Origin of the sequence: Shewanella sp. P1-14-1, assembly GCF_001401775.1 — a bacterium.
In the GTDB taxonomy this organism is placed as follows: domain Bacteria; phylum Pseudomonadota; class Gammaproteobacteria; order Enterobacterales; family Shewanellaceae; genus Shewanella; species Shewanella japonica.
Map to the genome: position 1 here is coordinate 83,689 of NZ_LKTL01000009.1, position 24,467 is coordinate 108,155.

At 43.1% G+C, this 24,467-nt stretch carries 21 protein-coding genes; 15 read left to right on the plus strand and 6 right to left on the minus strand.

Features of this window, described 5'->3' with window-relative positions:
* The first annotated feature begins 56 nt into the window (after positions 1-56).
* A complete protein-coding gene (hutU, locus tag AN944_RS08350; RefSeq protein ID WP_055024147.1) occupies positions 57-1,730 on the plus strand; it encodes a urocanate hydratase in 1,674 nt (557 codons plus the stop codon).
* On the plus strand, positions 1,730-3,271 hold the full coding sequence (gene hutH / locus AN944_RS08355; RefSeq protein WP_055024148.1) for a histidine ammonia-lyase: 1,542 nt from the start codon (positions 1,730-1,732) through the stop codon (positions 3,269-3,271). Before hutU ends, hutH begins: the two co-directional genes overlap by 1 nt.
* A gap of 116 nt (positions 3,272-3,387) precedes the next feature.
* On the opposite strand, the gene AN944_RS08360 is transcribed toward hutH, so the two are convergent.
* Positions 3,388-3,927, minus strand: coding sequence for a TonB-dependent receptor (locus AN944_RS08360; protein WP_055024149.1), 540 nt, complete (start codon positions 3,925-3,927; stop codon positions 3,388-3,390).
* Between the two features lie 227 nt (positions 3,928-4,154).
* Here AN944_RS08360 and AN944_RS08365 point away from each other — a divergent pair, with 227 nt between their 5' ends.
* Complete coding sequence (locus AN944_RS08365; protein WP_055024150.1) at positions 4,155-5,423, plus strand: mechanosensitive ion channel family protein; 1,269 nt, start codon at positions 4,155-4,157, stop codon at positions 5,421-5,423.
* A gap of 27 nt (positions 5,424-5,450) precedes the next feature.
* Here the strand turns inward: AN944_RS08365 and AN944_RS08370 are convergent, their stop codons facing one another.
* Entirely contained in the window at positions 5,451-6,023 is a 573-nt protein-coding gene (locus tag AN944_RS08370) for a lysophospholipid acyltransferase family protein (RefSeq protein ID WP_055024151.1), read from the minus strand.
* Positions 6,024-6,597: 574 nt separating this feature from the next.
* Between AN944_RS08370 and AN944_RS21855 the strand changes: the two genes are divergently transcribed.
* Positions 6,598-7,020: an SgcJ/EcaC family oxidoreductase gene (locus AN944_RS21855; RefSeq protein ID WP_055024221.1), complete on the plus strand. Its 423-nt coding sequence runs from the start codon at positions 6,598-6,600 to the stop codon at positions 7,018-7,020.
* 187 nt (positions 7,021-7,207) lie between these two features.
* Here the strand turns inward: AN944_RS21855 and AN944_RS08380 are convergent, their stop codons facing one another.
* The gene (locus AN944_RS08380) at positions 7,208-7,969 is read right to left on the minus strand and encodes an NRDE family protein (RefSeq protein ID WP_055024152.1); all 762 of its coding nucleotides are present in this window, start codon (positions 7,967-7,969) and stop codon (positions 7,208-7,210) included.
* Positions 7,970-8,130: 161 nt separating this feature from the next.
* Entirely contained in the window at positions 8,131-9,732 is a 1,602-nt protein-coding gene (locus tag AN944_RS08385) for a hypothetical protein (protein ID WP_055024153.1), read from the minus strand.
* A gap of 225 nt (positions 9,733-9,957) precedes the next feature.
* Between AN944_RS08385 and AN944_RS08390 the strand changes: the two genes are divergently transcribed.
* The 3 genes from AN944_RS08390 (at position 9,958) to AN944_RS08400 (ending at position 13,942) form a co-directional block, all read left to right on the plus strand.
* On the plus strand, positions 9,958-10,551 hold the full coding sequence (locus AN944_RS08390; RefSeq protein ID WP_055024154.1) for a YhgN family NAAT transporter: 594 nt from the start codon (positions 9,958-9,960) through the stop codon (positions 10,549-10,551).
* Positions 10,552-10,793: 242 nt separating this feature from the next.
* Positions 10,794-11,078: a hypothetical protein gene (locus AN944_RS08395; RefSeq protein ID WP_055024155.1), complete on the plus strand. Its 285-nt coding sequence runs from the start codon at positions 10,794-10,796 to the stop codon at positions 11,076-11,078.
* Complete coding sequence (locus tag AN944_RS08400) at positions 11,078-13,942, plus strand: immune inhibitor A domain-containing protein (protein WP_055024156.1); 2,865 nt, start codon at positions 11,078-11,080, stop codon at positions 13,940-13,942. Before AN944_RS08395 ends, AN944_RS08400 begins: the two co-directional genes overlap by 1 nt.
* Before the next feature lie 70 nt (positions 13,943-14,012).
* Here AN944_RS08400 and AN944_RS08405 read toward each other — a convergent pair whose 3' ends face one another.
* Complete coding sequence (locus AN944_RS08405) at positions 14,013-14,603, minus strand: chorismate lyase (protein ID WP_055024157.1); 591 nt, start codon at positions 14,601-14,603, stop codon at positions 14,013-14,015.
* Between the two features lie 78 nt (positions 14,604-14,681).
* Here AN944_RS08405 and AN944_RS08410 point away from each other — a divergent pair, with 78 nt between their 5' ends.
* Both AN944_RS08410 and rlmF read left to right on the plus strand, forming a co-directional pair.
* Positions 14,682-15,083 (plus strand): flagellar basal body-associated protein FliL, encoded by a 402-nt coding sequence (locus AN944_RS08410; protein ID WP_055024158.1) that lies wholly within the window; start codon positions 14,682-14,684, stop codon positions 15,081-15,083.
* A gap of 16 nt (positions 15,084-15,099) precedes the next feature.
* Positions 15,100-16,239, plus strand: a complete 1,140-nt coding sequence (rlmF, locus tag AN944_RS08415) for a 23S rRNA (adenine(1618)-N(6))-methyltransferase RlmF (protein ID WP_055024159.1) — start codon at positions 15,100-15,102, stop codon at positions 16,237-16,239.
* 135 nt (positions 16,240-16,374) lie between these two features.
* On the opposite strand, the gene AN944_RS08420 is transcribed toward rlmF, so the two are convergent.
* Positions 16,375-17,223: a formate dehydrogenase accessory sulfurtransferase FdhD gene (locus AN944_RS08420; protein WP_055024160.1), complete on the minus strand. Its 849-nt coding sequence runs from the start codon at positions 17,221-17,223 to the stop codon at positions 16,375-16,377.
* Positions 17,224-17,643: 420 nt separating this feature from the next.
* On the opposite strand from AN944_RS08420, the gene AN944_RS08425 reads away from it, so the two are divergent.
* From AN944_RS08425 to AN944_RS08450, 6 genes are all read left to right on the plus strand, one after another.
* Positions 17,644-18,108, plus strand: a complete 465-nt coding sequence (locus AN944_RS08425; protein WP_055024161.1) for a DUF3305 domain-containing protein — start codon at positions 17,644-17,646, stop codon at positions 18,106-18,108.
* Complete coding sequence (locus AN944_RS08430; RefSeq protein ID WP_055024162.1) at positions 18,109-18,726, plus strand: DUF3306 domain-containing protein; 618 nt, start codon at positions 18,109-18,111, stop codon at positions 18,724-18,726. It begins immediately after the preceding gene.
* A gap of 165 nt (positions 18,727-18,891) precedes the next feature.
* A complete protein-coding gene (locus tag AN944_RS08435) occupies positions 18,892-20,565 on the plus strand; it encodes a 4Fe-4S binding protein (protein ID WP_055024163.1) in 1,674 nt (557 codons plus the stop codon).
* A 10-nt stretch (positions 20,566-20,575) separates the two neighbouring features.
* Positions 20,576-21,265 carry a molecular chaperone gene (locus tag AN944_RS08440; RefSeq protein ID WP_055024164.1) on the plus strand — a complete coding sequence of 230 codons (690 nt, stop codon included), beginning with the start codon at positions 20,576-20,578 and terminating at the stop codon, positions 21,263-21,265.
* Between the two features lie 131 nt (positions 21,266-21,396).
* Positions 21,397-21,597, plus strand: a complete 201-nt coding sequence (locus AN944_RS08445) for a twin-arginine translocation signal domain-containing protein (RefSeq protein WP_055024165.1) — start codon at positions 21,397-21,399, stop codon at positions 21,595-21,597.
* Positions 21,598-21,614: 17 nt separating this feature from the next.
* Positions 21,615-24,464, plus strand: coding sequence for a formate dehydrogenase subunit alpha (locus AN944_RS08450; protein WP_055024166.1), 2,850 nt, complete (start codon positions 21,615-21,617; stop codon positions 24,462-24,464).
* Positions 24,465-24,467 lie beyond the last annotated feature (3 nt).

The window sequence follows — 24,467 nt, forward strand, 5'->3', positions numbered from 1 at the left end:
AGTCAGGCTTTAGCACCTTTGAGTGTTAACAGTTGAAGATAATTGAAGGAAATATAATGAGTAATAGACACGACCCTAGCCGTAATATTATCGCACCTCACGGCACGACACTCGCCTGTAAAAGCTGGTTAACTGAAGCTGCAATGCGGATGTTAATGAATAACTTACATCCAGATGTTGCTGAGCGACCTGAAGACTTAGTGGTTTATGGCGGTATTGGCCGCGCAGCTCGTGATTGGCAATGCTATGACAAAATTATTGAAGTGCTTCAACGTCTTGAAGACGATGAAACCTTACTTGTTCAGTCTGGTAAACCTGTTGGCGTATTTAAAACCCATGACAATGCTCCGAGAGTGATTATTGCTAACTCAAACTTGGTTCCGCACTGGGCTAATTGGGAGCACTTCAACGAGCTGGATAAAAAAGGCTTGGCAATGTACGGCCAAATGACCGCAGGCTCGTGGATTTATATTGGTACTCAAGGGATTGTTCAAGGCACTTACGAGACCTTTGTCGCGATGGCAAAACAGCACTTTGAAGGCAATGCAGCAGGTAAGTGGATTTTAACGGGCGGCCTGGGTGGTATGGGCGGCGCACAACCCCTTGCTGGCACCATGGCGGGTTATTCAGTATTGGCATGTGAAGTCGATGAAACGCGTATTGATTTCCGTCTGCGCACTCGTTATGTGGATAAGAAAGCGACCTCATTAGATGAGGCTTTGGCCATGATTGATGAAGCTAATGCCATTGGCAAACCTGTTTCTGTCGGACTACTCGCTAATGCTGCTGACATTTTTGCGGAATTAGTTGAGCGCGGTGTGACGCCAGATGTGGTCACTGACCAAACATCTGCGCACGATCCATTAAATGGTTATTTGCCTCAAGGCTGGACGTTAGAGCACGCTGCTGAAATGCGTAAAACTGACGAATCTGCTGTAGTTAAAGCGGCTAAACAATCGATGGCTGTTCAAGTTAACGCGATGCTAGCGCTGCAAGCAGCAGGCGCGGCTACCACCGATTACGGTAATAACATTCGTCAGATGGCATTTGAAGAAGGTGTTGAAAATGCCTTTGATTTCCCAGGTTTTGTTCCTGCATATGTGCGTCCATTATTTTGTGAAGGGATTGGCCCTTTCCGTTGGGTCGCTTTATCTGGTGATCCTGAAGATATTTATAAAACCGATGCCAAGGTAAAAGAGTTAATTCCTGATAACCCGCATTTGCATAATTGGTTAGATATGGCCCGTGAGCGTATTGAGTTTCAAGGGTTACCGGCGCGAATTTGCTGGGTAGGGCTAAAAGACCGTGCACGTTTAGCCTTAGCATTTAACGAAATGGTGAAAAATGGTGAATTATCTGCGCCGATTGTGATTGGACGTGATCATCTTGACTCTGGCTCTGTTGCTAGTCCAAACCGTGAAACGGAATCGATGCTTGATGGCTCTGATGCTGTATCAGACTGGCCACTAATGAATGCTTTATTAAATACTGCTAGCGGCGCAACTTGGGTGTCGCTGCACCATGGAGGTGGCGTTGGTATGGGCTTTAGTCAACATTCTGGTGTGGTGATTGTGGCAGATGGCAGTGATGACGCTGCTGCGCGTTTAGGACGCGTGTTGTGGAATGACCCAGCAACAGGTGTTATGCGACATGCTGATGCTGGTTACGATATCGCCATTGATTGCGCGAAAGAGCAAGGTCTAGATTTACCAATGCAAGGAGTGAAGTAATGACGGTACAACATAGATTATTACTGAACCCAGGTACGCTATCACTGGCTCAGTTACGTAAAATTAGCCGTGCTTCAGTGAACATCACCTTAGCAGATGAAGCGATTGCAGACATCAATACCAGTGCTGGGTTAGTGCAACAAGTCTTAGATGAAGGCCGCACGGTTTATGGTATTAATACGGGCTTTGGCTTATTAGCCAACACTAAAATCGCGCCAGAAGATTTGCAATTACTGCAGCGCTCTATCGTGCTTTCTCATGCTGCTGGTACTGGGCAATATATGCAAGATGCCACTGTGCGATTGATGATGGTATTGAAGATTAACTCTCTGAGCCGTGGTTTTTCAGGTATCCGATTAGAAGTGATTAACTTTCTTATTCAGTTGGTCAATGCGGGTGTTTATCCATGTATTCCTGAAAAAGGCTCAGTTGGTGCATCAGGTGACTTAGCCCCCTTGTCACATATGTGTCTGCCGTTACTTGGTGAAGGTGAAATGAGCTACCAAGGTCAAATCATCACAGCGACAGAAGGGCTTGAAATTGCTGGGCTTGAGCCAATTGAGCTCGCTGCTAAAGAAGGTTTAGCTTTATTAAATGGCACCCAAGCATCAACAGCATTGGCGCTTGAAGGGTTATTCCACGCTGAAGACCTCTTTGCTGCCAGTTCCGTGATTGGTGCAATGAGTGTCGAGGCTGCCATGGGCAGTCGCAGTCCATTTGATGCACGTATTCATGCTGCACGAGGCCAAAAAGGTCAAATTGACTCAGCAGCTATTTTCCGTCATTTGCTCGGCGATGAGTCTGAGATTAGCAAAAGCCATGTTGATTGCGAAAAAGTACAAGATCCCTATTCACTGCGCTGCCAGCCACAGGTATTAGGGGCATGCTTAACCCAAATACGTCATGCGGCTGAGGTGTTAGCGGTTGAATCTAATGGTGTGACTGACAACCCATTAGTATTCCAAGATACAGGCGATATTATCTCTGGTGGTAACTTCCATGCGGAGCCTGTTGCTATGGCGGCCGATAACCTTGCTATTGCCATCGCCGAACTGGGATCTATAGCTGAGCGTCGTATTGCGCTACTGATTGACTCTAGCTTGTCAAAACTACCGCCATTTTTGGTGGAAAATGGTGGGGTTAACTCAGGCTTTATGATTGCTCAAGTGACAGCTGCGGCGCTGGCATCAGAGAACAAAACTTATGCTCACCCAGCATCAGTAGACAGTCTGCCGACGTCTGCCAACCAAGAAGATCATGTTTCGATGGCTACATTTGCTGCTCGACGTTTGCGTGATATGTCTGAAAATACACGAGGTGTATTGGCGGTTGAATTACTTGCTGCGGCGCAAGGGCTTGATTTCCGCAAGCCATTACAGCCAAGTAAAGCTGTAGCGAGTGCGAAAGCGCAGTTACGAGAAGTTGTTGAGTATTATGATAAAGACCGTTTCTTTGCGCCTGATATCGATAATGCAACAGACTTGCTATACAGCGCGAGTTTTAACCGTTATTTGCCTGCGGGTTTATTGGCGAGCTTTTAAATGTCGATGATGTAGTGCGTTGACTAAGTGAGAGTGATAACAAAAAGGACCGCAAGGTCCTTTTTATTAGAGATTTTTATTAGAGATTTTTATTAGGGATTTTTATTGGGGAAATATTACATGGTGACACCAATGGATATGACCGCTGCTTCTGAGTTGGTATCGTAACCTGCACCAATCACAAAGCCATTCATAATGGTGTATCTGAGGCCGACTTCCGCTCCCCAGTCCTTTTGACGTTCACGCTCCCAAACAGGTTCAGCACCAACAATCAGTGGGACGATATTATCTGTGGTGTTTTCTTCGTAGATAAACGCCGTGGCGCCAGCATACACACTCAAATCTTGAGTTAAGCTATAGCTCAAACCAAAACGCCACATGTACTCTTTAGCATAGCCTTCGCCAGGTTCTGGAACATCAATATCGTACTCACTGCCCCATGCATAGCCGATATAGTATCCCCAATCCGCATAATCAGGGTCAAAGTGTTTGGCTGCAATAGTGACACCAAACATGTCACCACGAGTATCAATATAGTCGACTAATAGGGCAACAGAAGGCTTGAACTGTTGAGGTTCCTCTGTGTTTGCTTGGGCGTGTTGGCTATATGCGACTAAGCTAAAAGTGAATAGTAAAGTGAGCCAAATTTGTTTCATGTAAACCTCTACCTGATTAGATGGCGCTATTGTTAGTTGCTAGAGGCTGGAGGTCAATAATTGCGCGTATCTTTCACGACATTGTCGTTGATTTTGGGTTAATTGTTAGCGACTTGTTTCATGTCAGTGAGCGGTTTTATGTATCAGTGTCATATAATTGATTATCATTGCTCTTGCGAGAAATATGCTATGTTAGTCAGTGTTTTCAAGTGCTAAAGGAATCAATAGTGGATAACGAGTTACGTTCAGATATCGCCGCATGGTTATTAGAAGTTGGGGTAAATAGCCAGCCGTCAGATGGCCTCGCAACCTCAATTTTATTGTTTGCTAGTCTACTGATTGCAGCGATTGCTTATTACATTACTCGCAAGGTGTTTGTGAAAGCGGTCAATGCCATGATCCGTAAGTCAGCAGTGACTTGGGATGATATCTTTATGCGCTACGGCGTATTGGAGAAGTTAGCGCTATTGATCCCCATAATGGTATTAGATTTGTTGATACCCATTATTCTGACTCACCAAGACTTGCTTGGCACTATTATTGACCGAGCCATGAGTGTTCTCGTGGTTATTTTTGTTATCCGAGCTATTTATTCATGCCTTGATGCTGTGAATGAAATTGCCGATGTCAGACAGATTAGTCGCCGACTACCGGTTAAAAGTTTCGTGCAGCTTTTTAAACTGTTTCTCTTCTTTATTGGTTTTATCATTTCAATCTCTGTTATTGCGGATCAGTCGCCAATCTATTTCTTGAGTGGTTTAGGTGTCGCGACAGGTTTAGTGATGTTGGTATTTAGAGATACCATTTTAGGGTTTGTTGCAGGTATTCAGCTTGCAGCTAATCGCATGGTGAGTAAAGGTGACTGGATTCAAATGGATAAATACGGCGCCGACGGTGCTGTTGACGAGGTCTCTTTAAATACCGTGAAGGTACGTAATTGGGATAACACGATCACGATGATCCCAGCTTATGCATTGGTGTCTGATGCGTTTAAAAATTGGCGTGGAATGTCAGAAAAGGGCGGACGCCGAATCAAGCGCTCACTCAATATCGACGTTAATAGTATTCACTTTTTAACCGAAGAAGATATGACGCGGTTATCTAAGGTGAACTACTTAAAAGACTATTTCCCGAAAATGGTGTCTGAAATTAACCATGCGAATGAACAAGTGAGCGATATTGAAATGCCAGTGAATGGCAGACGATTAACCAATGTCGGGACTTTCCGTGCTTATTTAGATGCTTACCTTAAAAATAATAATAAACTTCATAAGGATATGACCTTGATGGTGCGCCAATTAGCGCCAACGACTCAAGGTTTACCGATTGAGCTGTATGTGTTTACCAATGATACTCGTTGGGCATTTTATGAGGGAATACAAGCGGATATATTTGATCATATTTTTGCTATTCTGCCAGAATTTGGCTTGAAAGCATTCCAAAACCCGACAGGTGAAGATATTCGCAGCATCAAGCCTGAAACCGCTGCACATTAATCTCATTACGCATAAAGTCGAGCTTAACTAGCTCGACTTTTTTGTTTTTGCAGGTATGTATTCTGGAATAACTTTAGGGTGCTGACCTGAAATTCCTCGAAAAAAATCTAAAATTTGATTCATATCTGCGGTCATATCGCCACTGGTATTCATCGGTTGATTAATCACAATGGTTTTACGAGCAAAGTCGAGACCGACAGTTATTATCGGAACTTTGGCTTTTGCGGCAATATGATAAAAGCCAGTTTTCCAACGTGTGACAGGGCTTCGAGTCCCTTCAGGAGCTAATGCCAATTTATATTGTGGATCTGCTGCAAACAATGCCACAGCGGCATCAACCATATTGTTATTTTTCCTTCGGTCTACTGGACTGCCACCTAATAATTTAAAGAACCAGCCCCAAGGGGGTAAAAACAATTGATGTTTGCCTAGAAAGTGAATTTTAATACCTAAGGCGAAACGGGCAATAATACCAATGATGAAATCCCAATTACTGGTATGTGGGCCAACGACCATAATGAACTGCCCTTGATGTGGTGCGCTCCCTTTAAATTGCCAGTGATTTATTTTGAGAAGCCATAAACAAAATTTGCGAAACATGGGGTATTTTCCAGTTTATTGTTACTATTTACGTTAGAATCTAACGATAAGAAAATGAAATATTTTATGATTAATTCTGCAGTGCTAGTGAATGATATTAGTTTGTCACTCATAGAAAGTCAGATAATGAACGTGCTTATTTGGCCGAGAATAATCATACAAAAGTACTAAGTTGGCATGCCTTAAATGGAATATCAACACTTAGTCATGACAAGGAGAGTGTGTGAAGCACCTTACAATTTTTTGCCTTAGTGTAATGGCATACTGTATGTCGCCGCTAGTACAGGCTGTCGCGAATGACGCTAAGGTTAACGATGATACTCAAGTGACTGCAGCTAAATCTGACAATGATGTTGTTTTGGCGGAGCAAACCGAACAAGTGCTGAAAACGGTTCCGCTAAAGCCGGTGACCGATCAGGTTGTAGAAACGGGGGCAATTTCGCCTGTCGAAAGCGAAACTGCGCCTGATAAAGTAGCAACTGCAGCGCAAGATGATGCTGTCAATGAACTCAAAAGCGAGGCAGAAAAGCAACCTGACATCTATACGCCGACAACCCCCGTCGCAGCAGTGGATATTAACCCTGAAGATACTGCCTCGATTTCCCTTGATGAGGTGAATGCGAATAGTGCTATTCCGACCGATAGGATCCGTGCGGTTATTTCGAATCAAGAAAAAGCATGGAACAGTGGTGATATTGATGCCTATATGCAAGGTTATTGGAAAAGCGATAAGTTGCGATTTGTGTCTAATGGCAAATACAATTATGGCTGGGACTCAATATTAAGTAGCTACAAACGCAGTTATCCGACACAAGAACGTATGGGGAAATTGAGCTTTAATGTACGTGAAATCAAAATGCTCAGTAATTATGCCGCACTCGTAGTTGGACGCTGGACACTTGAGCGAGCGAAAGATAAACCCAGTGGTGTATTCACCTTATTAATCGAACGTATTGATGATAAATGGGTCATTACCCATGATCATTCTTCAGACTGATCGCCTGTTAATTACACCATTAAATAGCTCTCGTCTCTAGTGCACAGGAGCTATTCTTTTCACGACTTTAGTCAGAAGCGAAGTCTTCAGACTGATCACATGTTATTTGCACCACTAAATAGTTCCCGTTTTTAATGTACATGAGCTAACTTTTGTCACGGCTTTAGTCAGAAGGGTTATCTTCAGCTTAGAGGCTAATAGTGAATTGCTGTTGGCCTAAATTTCTTCCCTTGCCGTCATAACGCACTTCTGTCAATTCTATATTTCCTCGACAATCTTGAAGTACTACGCTGGTGGAACGAGTACCGTATTCAGGATGTTTGATGAAAATAGCCGACAGTAACCGCTCCCACTCAAGTCCAATGCCAGTATCGGGTAAATTGCTGTCTTGCGCTTGTGTTTGATCTCGCATTAGCTCAAGCATGTGGGGAATGTCGGGAGCGGCATGTTTTAGTACATGTTGTTCAAGTGCCATTTGTCCTTTAGCCATTTTTGGCCACACATCATCTAATGCGCCGTTACTGATGGCATGAAACCCTTTTTTGAGTTGTGTATTTTCTGCCGTGACGCTATTGAAGCACCATAAGTGTTTGTCGTATTGATAGACCAAATTAAAAGGGCTGTAGTTATCAGCATGTTGGGCAAGCCATTGCGGGTTGAAGGTATTGTCATCAGCGAGCGCTTTTAGTACTAATTCGCCTCGACTGCGCATTCCATCTTCACCGGTTTGAAGGCGAATATTAGTTAGCGCTGCAAAATTGCCTAATTGATTTACCCCAAGCCATGTTCCACCTGCTTGAAGATCTTTACCTGCCAAAATTTCTGTTGTGGCATCTTGTGGCCAAAAGTGAGCAGGCTCGGTAGGTCGGTGGTGGAACTCATCTCGATTGGCACATACGATAAGTGGCCATTTAGGATGCATGTCGACAGCAATGAATAAGATGCACATAGATTCGACTTTTTTAAGGATGATAATTCATCATAACCTAAAAGCCGTAGTGGACAAGTTTTGCTTATTTGAGGAGCAAGTTCACTATTAAGTTAATAGCGAGAGGCAATTGATTTGCAACAGACAAACGCTCTCGATGATCTCGAGAGCGCAGCTGGTTGTTAGTGCTTATGCTCTTTGTGCTGATGGCCAGTGTGTTGACTATCATCATGTTGATGACTGTGTGTATGGCTATGTGAATGGCCGTGTGCGTGGTCATGATTATGAGCATTGAACTGAATCATTAAACGGCTGAGAAACTTCCTTGGGCCTAAACGTAACAAGCAAGCGCTAAAAATCAGCCCGACAATGATCACTGCAGCCACATTTACGGTATCGGGTAAGGTGAGCATTTGATGCCAATCAACCAAGTAATTATTGGCGAATAATAATGCTAAAGCGATAACAGAGGCTAGAGCGATACGCATTGTCCAACTCATCAGTTTAAGTTGACTGATACTCAGCACTGGCGCTGCGATTAAGGCAAAAGCCACAGCCACATTATGCCAACCACTATACGCAAGCGATAAAGCCAATACTGCAGCGCCTAGGTTACAAAAGCGCATAGGTAGGAATACAACAAGTAGTAAGAAAACTTGCAATGCTGGGTGCTCAAGGTGTACTGATGGGTGACCAATTAAATTAGCCAATATCAGGCTTAATGCAATCCAAGGTGCGCTTCTATCCACTAAATGAGCAAAACCAAAGCGCCAGCTGGATTGCGGAAGATTTTCGTGTGGATCGGTTAACTCAATCTTGCCTAGACTGAGTAATGCGCCAATGATTAGTAACCCAATTGCTTGATATATCGCAAACCAAGGGCCCAATAACAGCAAAGTAATAATTAAGGCCTCTGGGCCAGCAAGACGTTGCAGCCAACGGCTAGAAAGGCGCTCATTTTGCGGTGTTAATCCGGCCTTAAAGCGCAGGCTAGCAATAAGGTAGCTTAATATCAAAATAGGCGAAATGGTCAATATCCAATTTAAAAATTGCCCTGAGCCGTGACTATGGTGGCTATGAGCGTCGCCACCCGTATCCACTAGCAATAATACTGCTAGTAAGGCTACGCCTAATAGGCTGCCAATGCCTGCTTGATATTGGTAACGTCCTTGACGATCATCATTTTGATTGCCATGTGGTTGATGTAATACAACATGCAAAATAGAACCTGTAACAAATGCTTGCAGGTACACGGTATTTTCGATACTCAAATGTTGTAGCAGTTGTTCTCCGGCAAAATAGCCAACACCCGTTAATACCATCATTGCAGCAAGAACGACACTGGCCCATTGCGTGCCAACTTGCGGTTTCAATAACCACCAAATAGCGAGCCCCACAGGCAAACGATGCATGATGACGCCCAAGGCTAGCAATATGGAATTACCTTCCTGCTGGGCTAAAACCATCGCGCCGCCATCGGTAATGGTATGCAGCAAAAGGCCGGCAATACCTAATGTAAGCGTGACATTGTGGGTGATTTCAGAATAACGATGAAATAAGCGCTCACTGGCAGTTGGTCCCCATAAACCGAACACGACAAACAACAGGGTAATGATACCGCCATGTTCGAGGAGTTCAGGCAAAATGTGGATTAGCACTAATCCGCCTAACGAGACGAAAATAAATCCATCCAGGCCTTTTTGTAAGCCACTTCCTGAAGAGAAATAACGATAAAAAAGCGGTCCGAATAAAAGTGCGATACAGCTGGCAACTAGATAGAGCATGGAATCCAAAAGAATCTAAGAAACGGAAAAAACAATCAAGTATATCCTAGTATTTGGATTAACTTAATACTTGTGGTGCTTGATTATTCATCATCATCAGAATTTACACGGTAAAGCATAGCCAAAATCGTGAGTATATAAACAAATTTACTGCTCATACCTCCAAAATCGCAGTATTAAGTATACAATGGCGATTCTTTGTTAATTATTAATAGAATAAATGTAATGGACATATTTTCAGCCGCTGTGATGCTGTTTTTAATCATGGACCCGTTAGGGAATTTACCAATTTTTGCATCAATTTTGCGTCACATTGAGCCTAAAAAGCGTCGCCGTGTATTGATACGTGAGTTACTCATTGCTCTAGCAATTATGTTGTTGTTTTTATTTGCTGGTGAGGCGATTCTCAACTTCCTTAATTTACGCCAAGAATCCGTCAGTATTGCTGGTGGTATTATCTTATTTTTAATTGCGATAAAAATGATTTTTCCGCAGCCTGGTGGGGTTGTCGGTTTAGCAGCGGGTGAAGAACCTTTTATTGTGCCAATGGCGATTCCTTTGATGGCGGGGCCGTCAGTGCTAGCAGCTTTGATATTGCTTGCTCATAGTGACAGCTCACGAATGACAGATTGGACTATTGCATTAGTCGCTGCTTGGGGGGTGAGTGCGGTGATATTACTCTTCTATAAAGTCTTTACCCGTATTTTAGGCGAGAAAGGCCTGACGGCGGTAGAGCGTTTAATGGGAATGGTGCTAGTGATGATATCTGTACAAATGTTCTTAGATGGTGTGTCGAGCTACATGAAGAGCACTGCATAAACAGCAAATGATCTTGTTTTAGGATAACCACGCATTATTAGGCCGCAATAGCGGCCTTTTTTGTTTTTACTGTTTGACGATAATGGGCTGTAAATTAACTTAATAATTAGTCTGTTACCTCAGCTGTCTACCTGTGTGAACATTGGCGTTGGAGCGGAGACAAAAAACCTTATCTGCCTGTTTGTAATCGCTAGGTAATAACTGTTAATGTTCAGTTAATCTACACTGTTATAAGTTGAATTATGAAACGGACTTTATTGGTACTTTTGAGCGCAAATTTGTTGGCTTGTAGTCATCAAGCAGCAATGCCTGAATCGGCCTCGCAACAACAAACTGCCCCTATACCAACAATACAATGCGGTGCAACGCCACCTCCATTAAATACTCAAGGGATTAGAAACAACTTGCTAAACCGAGGTGATATCACGCCTGAAATGACTGAGGCACAACAGCAAGCTGTTATTAATGAATATATTGCTAAACGCAATGATGCCTATAAAAAATGTCACAAAGGGAAGTCGTTATAATGGTTAGTTTTAAGTATTCTCAATTAGGTTTTACTCCGTTAGCACTGACTTTGTCATTAGCATTGAGTGCTTCTTCAATCGCTGCGCCTGTTAAATACACGTCACCTGCCGATGCCGGTGTTATCAATGAACCGCAAATTATTTACTGGCTAACCAAACGTGGTGAGTTAAGCCCTGATGCTACCGAGCTGCAAAAACAGCAAGCTGTTGCAGAGTTTACCCGTAAAGCACGGGCAAATAACTTAGCGGTTCCTTTAAATCAAACAAAACGAATTAATCAGGTTTTAGCGAATAAAAAACAGCAACAAAATGTCGCAGCAGTATCAACATTGGCCGATAGTGATGTTGAAAAAGCTGTGAATGTCTTGGCTGTTTTAGTTGATTTTCCGGACTTACCTTACAACGATAATCAATTAACCCCATCTGACACTGCAATGTATTACAGCGATTATGCTGTAGCGCATTATGAAGACATTTTATTTTCATCTAGCGGCTTTGCAGGACCAAACGGTGAAAACCTACAAACGGCTTATCAATACTTTGATCAAGCATCTGGCGGAACCTTCTCATTCAACGGAGAAGTTAAAGGCTGGGTAACCGCTGATAACAATGCTGCTTACTATGGCGGTAATGATGCTAATAATAATGACAATGATGTTGCAGTGCCTGAACTGGTGATGGAAGCTGTTACGAAAGCGGTTGCAGGTATGACGTCGGCGGAGCTTGCGCAATTTGATATTGAAGATCCTTATGATTTAAATAATAACGGCAATCTCGATGAAGCCGACGGCATGATCGATCACATCGTTATTTTTCATTCTAGCTTAGGTGAGGAAGTCGGTGGTGGCGTGCTAGGCACTGATGCTATTTGGTCGCATCGATTTTTTGTTGGCGCAAGTACATTTGGCTCCACGATTCCTGGCACATCAATGAAGGTCTATGGTTATACCGTGCAGCCTATCGACTCAGCCTCAGGGGTGATTACCCACGAGTTTGGCCATGATCTAGGTCTGCCAGACGAATATGATACAAGCTACGGCGGTGATGGCTCACCAGTAGGGAGCTGGTCGCTAATGGCTGGAGGTACTTGGGTAGGGCAAGCTGCTGGTGGGACATATATTCCTGGCACCAAACCGTCAGGTTTTAGCCCATATGCACGTTCATACCTGCAAGAACGTTATAAGGGGAAGTGGGTCAATGAGCGCACTATTAATTGGGCAGAAATTGGTGAAACAGGCTTAAGTGCTGATCTTGTCAGTGCGGTGAATGCCGAAGAAGTGAATCAATTATCGATTCCGCTACCAGTAAGTAACATTGCTTTTAAAGCGCCTTATGCTGGTGAATATCAATACTACTCAGGTAAAGGGCACATGATGACCAATACCATGACGATTGATCTTGATTTGCCTGCGCAATCTCCCTTAGTGCTGAGTTTTTATGCATTGTGGGATATTGAAGTTGATTATGATTATAGTCAGGTGCTGATTAACAATGTTGCAATCGCAGGTAATCATACAACTGCTAATAATCCGCTATATAACAACGTTAATCACTATATATCAGGGAAATCATCCGACATCAGTAGTGGAAGCGGCAGTGATGCGTGGGTTGAGCTGACATATGATTTATCAGCATATGCAGGTCAAAGCGTGGAACTGCAAATTAATTACATCACAGATCAAGCCGTAGGTGGCTTTGGGATGTTAGTCGACAATATTTCACTCACGGCTGAAGGTAGTGAGATCTTCAGTGATGACGCCGAAACCGTGTCATCGGTTAATGTAGATGGTTATGCTCGCATTGATGATACCGTCCCAGGCTTACCGCAGCGCTATATTGCACAGCTTCGCAATTATCAAGGCCTTGATGAAGGGTTAGAAAATATTGGCTATGAGCCAGGCGTATTGTTATGGCTAGAAAACAGCAATTACGAAGACAATAATGTCAGTGAGCATGCAGGTTATAGTTTAATCGGTGTTGTCGATGCTGACCAAAACTTGATCATGAATGGCAGTAGTGATGTGCAAGTGCGCGATGCAAGTTTTAGCCTGTATCCGCAATTGGCTTATGGTTCAGATAATCATTTAAGTAATCAAAGTCAGTTTGACGATAGTAACGACTTTAGTGCACCGCTTCAGCCGCAATCTGGCATGGTATTACAACAATTAGGCTTGAGTATGGATGTCACCGCTCAGTCGACCAGTAGCCAAACTGCGACTGTCGAGTTCAGCAGAAATATTGTTGTCTCAGATCCAGACGATCCAGAAATCACAGTGGATTTTGATGTTGTTGTGACTGATTTTGAGGCTGCTTTTTCTGCATCAGTGCAAGGAGGTGATGGTGACTACAGTTATGTTTGGGACTTTGGTGAAGCTGGTGCTAGCAGTGATTTAGCTAATCCTACACATATCTATAGTAGTTCTAACGGGTTTGTTGTGACGCTAACCGTGACAGACTCAACAGGTATCAGTGCCAGTTATAGACGTATTGTTGAAGTGGTGATTGAGCTTACAGCTGATTTTTCTATTGCCATTGTGGGCAGTAATAATATGACCGTCAAAATGACCAATAATACAACTGGTGGCTTTGGTGCATTAGATTATTCATGGGACATGGGTGATGGCACGACATTAACGGGTGAAAACCCTGCTAATTACACTTATACAACTGAAGGTGAATATCAGATTATACTCACTGTTACTGATGAAAAGGGCAATGTAGAAAAAAGTGCCTGGACATTTTTCTTACCTGCAGTTGTTGAAGATGCACCCGATAATAGTGGTGAAAGTAGTGGAGGTAGCCTAGGCTGGTTATCACTGTTCATGTTGAGTTTATTGATGCGAAAAAGGCAGAGTCGTAGATAATAAACTGATGCAAAATAATAAAAGGCATGGTGTTTACCATGCCTTTTTTATTTGTAAATAAAACGATTTATCAGTCCGTGCCAGCCATTGAAGGTGCTAATTCACTATTGATAATTTTTACTGCGGCAGGGAGAAATATTTCGCTTACAATGATTTGCTGATCCGCCAAAGTAAAGTAGCGACGGCGTCCCCATAATGGCTCCGATACAGCTTGAGATAAACTCGTCGCGAGTTGTGCTAATTTACTACAGCTCTCGAATTCAGCCACTTCGATTTTGCCTGGCACAATATCATTACTCGAAAAAAGTAACTCACCAAGCGGCCTAGAGCCTAAACGTTTAAAGTTATGTTGCTGATGTTCTGTAAGGCTCTCTGGAATTAACGTGCGTGCAAATACCCAAGGTTTACCATCAAGGCAAAGTAGCACTTCTCTGACCCATACTCGGCTTTGATTAGGGCATTCACCTGCTAAAGGGGTCGTCAGGTGTTCGCCTAACACCTTTACTTCAAAATCTTGGCAACAGCTTTTTAATTTTTGAGTTAAACTGCCAGTGGCAAGTAACCATTCTTTTAAAGCTGTTTTTGGCATAGAATGGAAGTTCTCAGGTGAAAACCATTGAATAGATTCACCGTATGGAAAGCTTAAGCTGGTTACTGTCATTCATTACTCGTTAAAATTTACAAAACGGGTGCAGTTTATCACGACAACGCTTATATCAATAATGGAGTTTGATTAACGATGGCAAAGTACGTATACGCAATTTTTCTTTCATTGATATTTTCAATGAATGTGCAAAGCGCAGATGAAAAGGCCTTAGAAAATTTTGCTTATTATGGTTTTGAACCTGATATTGTCACTAACTATATTTCTAATCGTAAGAAGTTAGGTTTTGTTAAAATCGGTGTCGAATTGATGGTGAAAGATCCTGACCATTTATTGCTAATTGAACATCATGACCCTTTATTACGCTCAGCCATTGTTGAAGTGTTAGGTAATCAAGCCGAAGATAAAGTGAAGTCACTCACTGGTCGTGAAGACATTCGCCGTGAGTGCTATGAAACGGTTAATAGGCTCCTCGCAGAAGAAACGGGTAGTGAATTAGTAGTGAATTTACTGTTTACCAAGTATTTGTACGATTAAATAGAGCACTGAATCTGTGACAGCACCTAAGGCGCCTTCTAAAGGCGCAGCAAAGCATTCGAAAAACGCTAAACTTGATAACAAGCCAGTCAAGAGTCAACGCCGACAAACCAAATCGATCAATAAGCACAGCAAAAAGTCGCAGCAGAAGATCACCACTGGGCAATTGCCACCTAAAGCATTACACCCTCGAAATAAGCATTTGCAAGGCTATGATTTTGAAGTACTTATTAAAAAGTGTCCCAAATTGTCCCACTTTGTTAAAACTAATCCGTATGGAAATTTATCAATAGACTTTGCTGATCCTGAAGCAGTAAAGAGTCTCAATGCTGCGATATTAAAGCTGGATTATGACATTGAACACTGGGATATTCCTGAAGGTTTTTTGTGTCCACCTGTGCCAGGTCGTGTTGATTATTTGCATTACATTGCGGATTTATTAAGTGTCAACGGCAAGGTGCCAAAAGGTGCCAAGGTGACAGCGTTAGATATTGGAACGGGTGCCAATGGTATTTATCCGTTATTAGGTATCCAGTCATATGGCTGGCAGTTTGTTGCCAGTGATATAGATCCTATCTCCATTAGTAATGTGGCTAAAATTGCTGAACAAAATAAGTCACTAACCTCAAAGTTATCATTACGTTTACAAGCTAACCCGAGTGCCATTTTTTCAGGCATTATCAATGCTGATGAACGGTTTGATCTGACTATGTGTAACCCGCCGTTTCATCGCTCACTTGAAGACGCGACTAAGGGCAGCATCAAGAAAAATGCTAACCTCGCAGCAAATCGCGCCAAGAGAATGAAATCGAACCTTCATCAAGGTAAAACTGGTGCAGAGTCATCTAAAACAGACCCTAAGCTGAACTTTGGCGGACAAAAAGCTGAGTTATGGTGCGAAGGCGGCGAGCAACAGTTTTTGGCTAATATGATTAAAGAAAGCCAACAATTTGGAACTCAATGTTTATGGTTTAGTTCGTTAATTTCTAAATCTGAAAACTTAAAACCGTGTTATGCCTTACTCGATAAATTGTCTGTAGATACGGTTAAAACCATTGAGATGCAGCAGGGAAACAAGATTACTCGCGTACTTGCATGGAGTTTTTTAACCGAAAAGCAGCGTGAGCAGTGGGCTAAATTTCGCGATATGAAGTGAGTTATTCAATCGATAACAAGCCCATTGCGAGCTTGTTATCAATAAGGGCCACTCTTTAACAGAGCTGGTTAATAGAAATGCTTAAAAGAGCTAGGCCAATAATAGTCAAATACAGGCCTATCTCATCACAGCGAATTACTTGGCTTTATTGGCATCAAATTCGATGTTTTCCGCGCCATGGTAGACCAAGAAATGACGACCTTTAGCACGTGCGATAATGGTAATACCCATTTTTTGTGCTAATTCGAGTCCCATCTGTGTAACCCCACTGCGAGAAAGCAGAACCGGAATCCCCATCTTAGCCACTTTGATCACCATTTCTGAAGTTAGACGGCCAGTGGTATAAAAAATCTTATCGTTGCCATTTTCACCTGCTAACCACATATCGCCAGCGAGTGTATCAACCGCATTATGACGGCCTACATCTTCGATAAATGCTTGAATTTGATCATCTTGGCAAATACCGCAGCCATGAACAGCACCGGCATTTTTGTAAGTCTCGTTATAGGCGTTAATGTTTTTAAGTAAGCTATACAATACTGACTGTTTAAGCTGAGGTGTCGGCAAGTTAATATCATCAAGCCCTTGCATAAAGCCACCATAAACCGTGCCTTGACCACACCCCGATGTGACGGTTTTTTCTGATAGTTTTTCTTCTAAATCTGCTGTTTTTTCAGCGGTTAAAATAGCCGCGGAATTGACGTCCCAATCAACAATAATTGACTCTAACAAGCTGGCATCGCTCACAAAACCTTGGTTTTTTAAGTATCCCAATGCTAATGATTCAGGCTTAGCTCCCAGTGTCATTAAGGTCACAATGGGTTGCCAGTTGAGGTACACAGTTAAGGGTCTTTCACAGGCGACAAACTTATCAATACTTTCGCCCAGTTCATTGATTGCTTTTACTGGCAAAGTCAGTGGGACTTCGGCTTGGGTTTTAACAAGTTTAAGTGGGGCTTTTGCTGTGGCATTGGTTTGGGTCATTTACGTAGCGGCCTCTGACTGTGTCATCTGATACCAATAATGTCGGTATTTAAGACGAAAATCGTGATTAAAACTAACTGCCTATCAGCATAGCAACTTTTATACCTCCAATAGTAAGTAGATTGTAAATGCGTGATCTAACACCAATGTTTATCAGTGATAGCTAATTAACGTAGCCTTATGTCCTATTAAAATTAGCAATATGGACAAATTGTCCTACTCTTAAAGTGGAATTAGCGATCTAGGTCAAACTTTAGTAATCAATCCTTCTGGCACTATTTTTGCAGCACTATACGAATTAAGGAAACAAAACCTAATAACCCCAGTATTCAAAGTCATAAGGTTGTTAAATAACATTATGTATTTATTGGTTATTTGTTTGTTTCTTGTTGTTTTCTGATTTCATAAGGCAAAGCTTTTATGCAACATACTGAAAATGTTTGGCCTATTTACGTTTCACTGAAAAAAGTGGAAAAAATGGTTGGTCGCTGGCCGTCGGTGACGTGGGAGGTCGATCAAATCGTCCCTGCTTCTCATCAGGCACCAGAAGGAGCAACGCTGGTGTTATTTGAGCTGCACAAAGATGAGCGTGGTAGTTACCGCATCAATCTCGATATGGATAACACCATGTTATACATCGTTTGTGATGAGCTGGATGACGGGACGTTAATTCCGACTTCAATATCTTGTGACCAAAACGTCGCAGCAGGCTGTTTAGAGTCTGAAACACCGGTATTAAATATCCCAATGCCAGAAGCGCTGGCTTGTTGGGTTGAAGCTTTTATAACGCGTCATGGAGAAGTTGAGATTTCAGCTAAGCGCCGTAAACATGTGAATCGCCGCAAGGATCAAGGCCCAAGCACAAATCACCTACGGAGCCACTAAATGAGCGATAAACCAAGAGGATTTTTTTCTCGCTGGACTGAGCGTCGTGAGCAGGTTGAAGCTGAAGCTGCTGCTGATTTAGCAGCAAAAACACAGGCAACTGAAACTGAGCAGGTAAGCCCTGAAGGTGACACTGAAACAGTTGATGCGCACACTGTTGAGACGGCTGAACCAGAAAAAATTCTTGAAGCTGAAGATTTACCTGATCCAGAAAAAATCGAGGTTGGTGGTAGTTTTGCATCGTTTATGGGAGCGAATGTTTCTCCTGCTGCAAAATCTGCAGCCTTAAAGGCTTTATGGAAACAACCACAGTATAACGAAATTGATGGCCTACTTGAGTATGCCCTTGATTACAGTAACCAACCTAAGTTGAGCCCTGACGTTTCAGCTGAGTTGGCGAAAAAAGTTTTCCGCAACGTCATGAAAGATGAAGACAAAGCTGAAGATGAAGCGTTACTAGCAAGCGAGGGAGATGACACAGTTGGTGATGCAACTGATGCCCCGCAAGAAATATTAAGTGAAAAGAGTGAATTAGTCGCGAAGACTGACCCGACTAACCAGAGTGATGATCTGGTTATGGCTTCAGAGGCAGAGATATCGCCTCAGCGCCAAGTTTAGGTCAGAAAACGTCGATAATTTAATGTCCACTATTTTAACGTGGTAGATGTCGTACTTATTGTTTTTAGCAGAAGTGATTAACTCGCTTGATGAAAGAGTTAATGATGAAAGGATTACAGTGCTAAGTAAGTCCATCGAACGTTGAAAACTGTTCAGGAATGCAATGTGAGCAATAGTCAAACCCCGCTTGAACTGCAACAAGTTCGCCAGCAGGTATTAGCACAGACTCAAGTTATTCAAAACTTGATTCCACCTACCGTCAGTTATACTACTGAAGGAAATGTGCTGGTTATCGGCCCAGAAGATCTGGCTCGATTAGCTGCAGACAAATTGTCCAATATGGCGAATGTCGTCATTTTGGCAAATGAAGCCATTACTAGCCAAGATGAAGCACATCTTGAAGCGGTAATGAATGCAGCAGTTAATAGTGAAAGCTATTACAACAAACTTATCTCAGTAAAAGGCTTTTTAGGCCAATTCCAAGTGACGGTAGAAAGCGAAGGCCAAGACAGCAAAGCTGCTGAACTTAGCCTTGTTGCTATTCGTAAACCACATTTTGATATCGTTTTAGATTTAAGCATGACGCCATGTTTGAACCTTGAAATGCTGCCACCAGGTTATTTTTACGTAGGTCAGGATGCAGAGAAGCTTGCTGATGCATTAACACAAATTCCTGATTTAGTTGGTGAGTTTGATAAGCCACGCTATGTCAAAGTTAACAGTGATATTTGTGCCCACAATCGCAATGGCGTTAATGGTTGTAATCGCTGTTTAAACTTCTGCCCAGCAGATGCTATTAGTAGCATTGAAGACAAAATCGAAATTGACCCTTACTTGTGTCATGGTGCGGGTAGTTGTACCAACGCATGTCCTACAGGGGCCATCGCTTTTGATTTACCTACGCCACAAGCGCTCCATAGTTACATTCAAAAACTGATCAGCCGCTACCTTGAGCAAGCCCAAGCTGCTCCAGTGATTTTATTCCATGACAGTGGTGTTGGTGCTGAGCTGATTACAGCTGATTTAGTCGGGGATATTATCCCTGTTGAGTTAGAAGAAATTACAGTTGCTAGTATCGACCATTGGATGTCATCACTTGCTTGGGGCGCTCGCCAAGTGTTGATTCTTAACACTGACGCAACCGCACCAACATTAACGCAAATGTTAAACGGTGAATTGTCGCTTGCTAATACCATCTTAGATGAAATGGGCCAGCCTCAACGCATCAGCTTAATTGACCCGAGTATGCTTTCTGCGCTGAATGATAAATTAGCGATTAGCTTAGACTGGCCACTAACGGTACCAGCAGCATTTACGCCAACAACTAAGCGTGAAACGTTATACGCCGCAGTGGATCATTTGAATCAGCAAGCTGCAGCAAGCGATACCTGTATTTCAATGAGTAATGTGCCATACGGCAAAGTGGAAGTGAATGCTGACAAATGTACCTTGTGTATGTCTTGTGTGGCGACATGTCCAACTCAAGCTTTAACGGATGGTGGTGATAAACCTGCATTACATTTCGTTGAGCAAGACTGTGTTCAATGTGGTTTATGTGAAACATCTTGTCCTGAAAATGTGATTAGCATTACTTCGCAAATCAACTTAGACCAAGCCTCACGTCAGCAACGCCAAACATTAAAAGAAGAACCACCATTTGAGTGTATTCGCTGTGGTACCGCATTTGCGACACAGTCTATGGTACACAGAATGATAGATATGATTGGTGGACACTCTGCATTTAATGCCAATGTTGAGCGTTTAAAAATGTGTGGTGATTGCCGCGTAAAAGATATGTTTGAAGACATTCTTGAAGACCCAGAGAAGCAACTTCGATAAGAGATCAGATATGACCGAATTAGTTAGAGAAATTTCAGAAAACGATCAGCTACGGGCAGATATTTACCAAATATTGGCAGCCTTGTTACGTCGCGAGCCTAACGCCGAGTTGCTCGCATTTTTAGCTGAGCTTGAAGTTGATGCTGAAGAAGACAATGACATGACAGCGGCTTGGCTTGGCTTGAAAGAAGCTGCGACCAAGTATACCGCTGAAGAGCTTGAGCAAGAATACTTCAATATTTTCTACGGCGTGGGTCGTGGTGAAGTATTGCCATACGCAAGTTGGTTTATGACAGGCTCACTAATGGACAAGCCATTAGCCCTATTACGTCAAGATTTACTGCAATTAGGTTTTGCTCGTGAAGACGAAGTAAAAGAGCCAGAAGATCATGTGGCTGCATTATGTGAAGTCATGGGTACATTAATTTTAGAGGCTCCTGGTTACCGTCAGTTAGCTTTCTACCAACGCCATATTGGCAGTTGGATTGCGCGTTTTTGCGACACATTAGAACAAACTCCCAGTGCAGCCTTTTACGCACCAGTAGCAAAACTGGCAAAAGCCTTTTTTGAAATTGAAGCTAATGAGTTTGAACAGCTTAGCTTAGATATTCCAGTGAACTGCCCAGGCAGTGAGGCTGAAGCTAAAGCCGCTGAGTCAGCAGAGAAAATTGAACCTTCAACAAACGAATTAGCATCTTAATTTCGTGATTGATGGGGCAAAGATTTACGCCACTGACATTGTCAGTGGCGTAGACCGAAACGGGAGGAGACTCCCACTTAATCTAGGGTAAACAAGACCCTTTTATTTTAGCGTTACATTAAGGAGAGACTATGAAGAAGCAAGCTTCCGTCATGGATCGTCGTCAAATGCTTAAAGCATTGGCTGTCGGTAGTGCCGCTGGCGCAGTTGCTACTGTTAGCGGACAAGCTCTAGCTGCCTCACCAGAAGCCACATCAAGTGTGGATAAAAGTGATGGTTATAGAGAAACAGACCATGTACGTAGTTACTACGCCACCTTACGTAGTAAGTAATTAAAGGAGAATATGTGATGCGATTAACCCGCAAAACAGAGACAGTTGAAGTCGCAGATAAACCTGCACTTGGACTCAATCGTCGCCAGTTTTTGAAATCAGCCACATTGGCAACAGGTGGTATTGCTGCAGCCTCAATGCTGGGCGCAGGCATGATGCGTAAAGCTGAAGCGAAAGATGTACCTTATGATGCACCTACCGAAGTAAAACGTACTATTTGTTCTCACTGTTCAGTGGGCTGTGGTATTTATGCTGAAGTTCAAAATGGTGTATGGACAGGTCAAGAGCCTGCATTTGATCATCCATTTAACGCTGGTGGCCACTGTGCTAAAGGTGCTGCACTGCGTGAACATGGTCATGGTGAAAAGCGTCTTAAGTATCCAATGAAACTTGAAGGCGGTAAGTGGAAAAAACTTTCTTGGGAACAAGCGATTGAAGAAGTAGGCCAAAAAGCCTTAGATATTCGTCAAGAGTCAGGTCCTGATTCAGTATTTTTCATGGGTAGTGCGAAGTTCTCGAACGAACAAGCTTATATGTACCGCAAATTAGCGGCAATGTGGGGCACGAACAACGTCGACCACTCTGCACGTATTTGTCACTCTACCACTGTAGCCGGTGTTGCAAACACTTGGGGTTATGGTGCGCAAACGAACTCATTTAATGACATTCGTAAATCGAAAGCGATGATGTTCATCGGTTCGAACCCTTGTGAAGCTCACCCAGTTTCAATGCAACACATCCTTGAAGGTAAAGAGCGCGGCGCGAAAATTATCGTAGTCGACCCTCGTTTCACCCGAACTGCAGCAAAAGCTGACGAGTTCGTGCATATCCGTCCAGGTACGGATATTCCTTACATTTATGGTTTGTTGTGGCATATTTTTGAAAACGGTTGGGAAGACCAAACATTCATTGACCAACGTGTATACGGTATGGAACGTATCCGTGAGGAAGTGAAAAAGTGGAATCCACAAGAAGTTGAAAATGTTGCCGGTGTACCTGAAAAGCAAATGCGCCGTGTGGCTAAAATGCTTGCAGAGACTAAGCCTGGTACTGTGGTTTGGTGTATGGGTGGTACTCAGCATCACGTCGGTAATGCGAACACGCGTTCATACTGTATCTTGCAATTAGCGCTAGGCAACATGGGTGTTGAAGGTGGTGGTACTAACATCTTCCGTGGTCATGATAACGTACAAGGTGCAACCGACTTTGGTTTACTATTCGATACTTTACCTGGTTACTACGGCTTGAAGACCGGTTCTTGGAAGCATTGGTGTAATGTGTGGGATCTTGATTACGAATGGGTTAAAAACCGCTTCGACCAAGCCCAACACTTAGGTCAAGACCCAATGACTTCGACGGGTATCCCATGCTCACGCTGGCATGATGGTGTACTTGAAGACAAATCTAAGATTGCGCAGAAAGATAACATTCGTATGTCATTCTTCTGGGGGCAATCAGTCAATACCGAAACCCGTGGTCGTGAAGTGCGTGAAGCATTGAACAAAATGGATACGGTAGTGGTTGTCGATCCATTCCCAACCATGGCGGGTGTTATGCATGAGCGTACAGATGGCGTATATCTACTGCCTGCTGCGACTCAGTTTGAAACATATGGTTCTGTTTCTGCATCTAACCGTTCACTGCAGTGGCGTACTCAAGTTATTGAGCCATTATTTGAATCAAAAGCTGACCACATCATCATGTACAAGCTGGCGAAAAAATGGGGCATCGATGCTGAATTCTGTAAGCATATTAAAGTGAATGGCGATGAGCCATTGATTGAAGATATGACTCGTGAATTCAACAAAGGTATGTGGACTGTTGGTTATACAGGTCAAAGTCCTGAGCGCTTGAAAATGCACCAAGAAAACTGGGGCACGTTCGATATTGAAAGCTTAGAAGCACCAGGTGGCCCAGCAAAAGGTGAAACTTACGGTTTACCTTGGCCATGTTGGGGTACTGCAGATATGAAGCACCCTGGTACACAAATTTTGTACCGCACGGGCCGTGAAGTGAAAGACGGTGGTGGTAACTTCCGTGCACGTTACGGTGTTGAGCATGAAGGTAACAACATTCTTGCTGAAGGCTCATACTCTAAAGGCAGTGAAATTCAAGACGGTTATCCTGAATTTACCGCTGACATGCTTAAACAGCTTGGCTGGTGGGATGATTTAACCGCCGAAGAGAAAGTTCATGCTGAAGGTAAAAACTGGAAAACTGATATTTCTGGTGGTATTCAACGTGTTGCGATTAAGCATGGTTGTATCCCTTACGGTAATGCGAAAGCCCGTTGTATTGTTTGGAACTTCCCAGATGATATCCCGGTTCACCGTGAGCCATTATATACCCCTCGTCGTGACTTAGTGTCTAAGTATCCAACTTACGAAGACCGTATGGTTGCACGTCTTCCAACCTTGTATAAGACAATTCAAGACAAAGATTTCTCAAAAGACTTCCCATTGGCAGTGACGACGGGTCGTTTAGTTGAGTATGAAGGTGGTGGTGAAGAAACCCGCTCAAATCCATGGCTTGCAGAATTACAGCAAGAAATGTTTATTGAGATTAACCCTGCAGATGCAGCAGATCGCGGCTTACGTGATGGTGATGACGTATTCGTTCACAGTCCAGAAGGCGCTAAGATCACAGTTAAAGCAATGGTGACTCCACGAGTCATTGCTGGTGAGTGTTTCATGCCATACCACTTTGCGGGTGTATTCGAAGGCAAGAGCCTAGAGAAGAGCTACCCAGAAGGAACGGTTCCTTACGTTATCGGCGAGTCTGCCAATACCGTGATGACCTATGGTTATGATGTTGTGACTCAGATGCAAGAGACTAAGTCTAGCTTGTGTCAGATCAGCAAAGCCTAATTA

What these genes read in the sequence shown, in the direction of transcription:
- hutU (WP_055024147.1), top strand. Translation starts at nt 57, where the DNA reads ATGAGTAATAGACACGACCCTAGCCGTAATATTATCGCACCTCACGGC.
- hutH (WP_055024148.1), top strand. Translation starts at nt 1,730, where the DNA reads ATGACGGTACAACATAGATTATTACTGAACCCAGGTACGCTATCACTG.
- AN944_RS08360 (WP_055024149.1), bottom strand. Translation starts at nt 3,927, where the DNA reads ATGAAACAAATTTGGCTCACTTTACTATTCACTTTTAGCTTAGTCGCA.
- AN944_RS08370 (WP_055024151.1), bottom strand. Translation starts at nt 6,023, where the DNA reads ATGTTTCGCAAATTTTGTTTATGGCTTCTCAAAATAAATCACTGGCAA.
- AN944_RS08380 (WP_055024152.1), bottom strand. Translation starts at nt 7,969, where the DNA reads ATGTGCATCTTATTCATTGCTGTCGACATGCATCCTAAATGGCCACTT.
- AN944_RS08385 (WP_055024153.1), bottom strand. Translation starts at nt 9,732, where the DNA reads ATGCTCTATCTAGTTGCCAGCTGTATCGCACTTTTATTCGGACCGCTT.
- AN944_RS08390 (WP_055024154.1), top strand. Translation starts at nt 9,958, where the DNA reads ATGGACATATTTTCAGCCGCTGTGATGCTGTTTTTAATCATGGACCCG.
- AN944_RS08395 (WP_055024155.1), top strand. Translation starts at nt 10,794, where the DNA reads ATGAAACGGACTTTATTGGTACTTTTGAGCGCAAATTTGTTGGCTTGT.
- AN944_RS08400 (WP_055024156.1), top strand. Translation starts at nt 11,078, where the DNA reads ATGGTTAGTTTTAAGTATTCTCAATTAGGTTTTACTCCGTTAGCACTG.
- AN944_RS08405 (WP_055024157.1), bottom strand. Translation starts at nt 14,603, where the DNA reads ATGACAGTAACCAGCTTAAGCTTTCCATACGGTGAATCTATTCAATGG.
- AN944_RS08410 (WP_055024158.1), top strand. Translation starts at nt 14,682, where the DNA reads ATGGCAAAGTACGTATACGCAATTTTTCTTTCATTGATATTTTCAATG.
- AN944_RS08420 (WP_055024160.1), bottom strand. Translation starts at nt 17,223, where the DNA reads ATGACCCAAACCAATGCCACAGCAAAAGCCCCACTTAAACTTGTTAAA.
- AN944_RS08425 (WP_055024161.1), top strand. Translation starts at nt 17,644, where the DNA reads ATGCAACATACTGAAAATGTTTGGCCTATTTACGTTTCACTGAAAAAA.
- AN944_RS08430 (WP_055024162.1), top strand. Translation starts at nt 18,109, where the DNA reads ATGAGCGATAAACCAAGAGGATTTTTTTCTCGCTGGACTGAGCGTCGT.
- AN944_RS08440 (WP_055024164.1), top strand. Translation starts at nt 20,576, where the DNA reads ATGACCGAATTAGTTAGAGAAATTTCAGAAAACGATCAGCTACGGGCA.
- AN944_RS08445 (WP_055024165.1), top strand. Translation starts at nt 21,397, where the DNA reads ATGAAGAAGCAAGCTTCCGTCATGGATCGTCGTCAAATGCTTAAAGCA.
- AN944_RS08450 (WP_055024166.1), top strand. Translation starts at nt 21,615, where the DNA reads ATGCGATTAACCCGCAAAACAGAGACAGTTGAAGTCGCAGATAAACCT.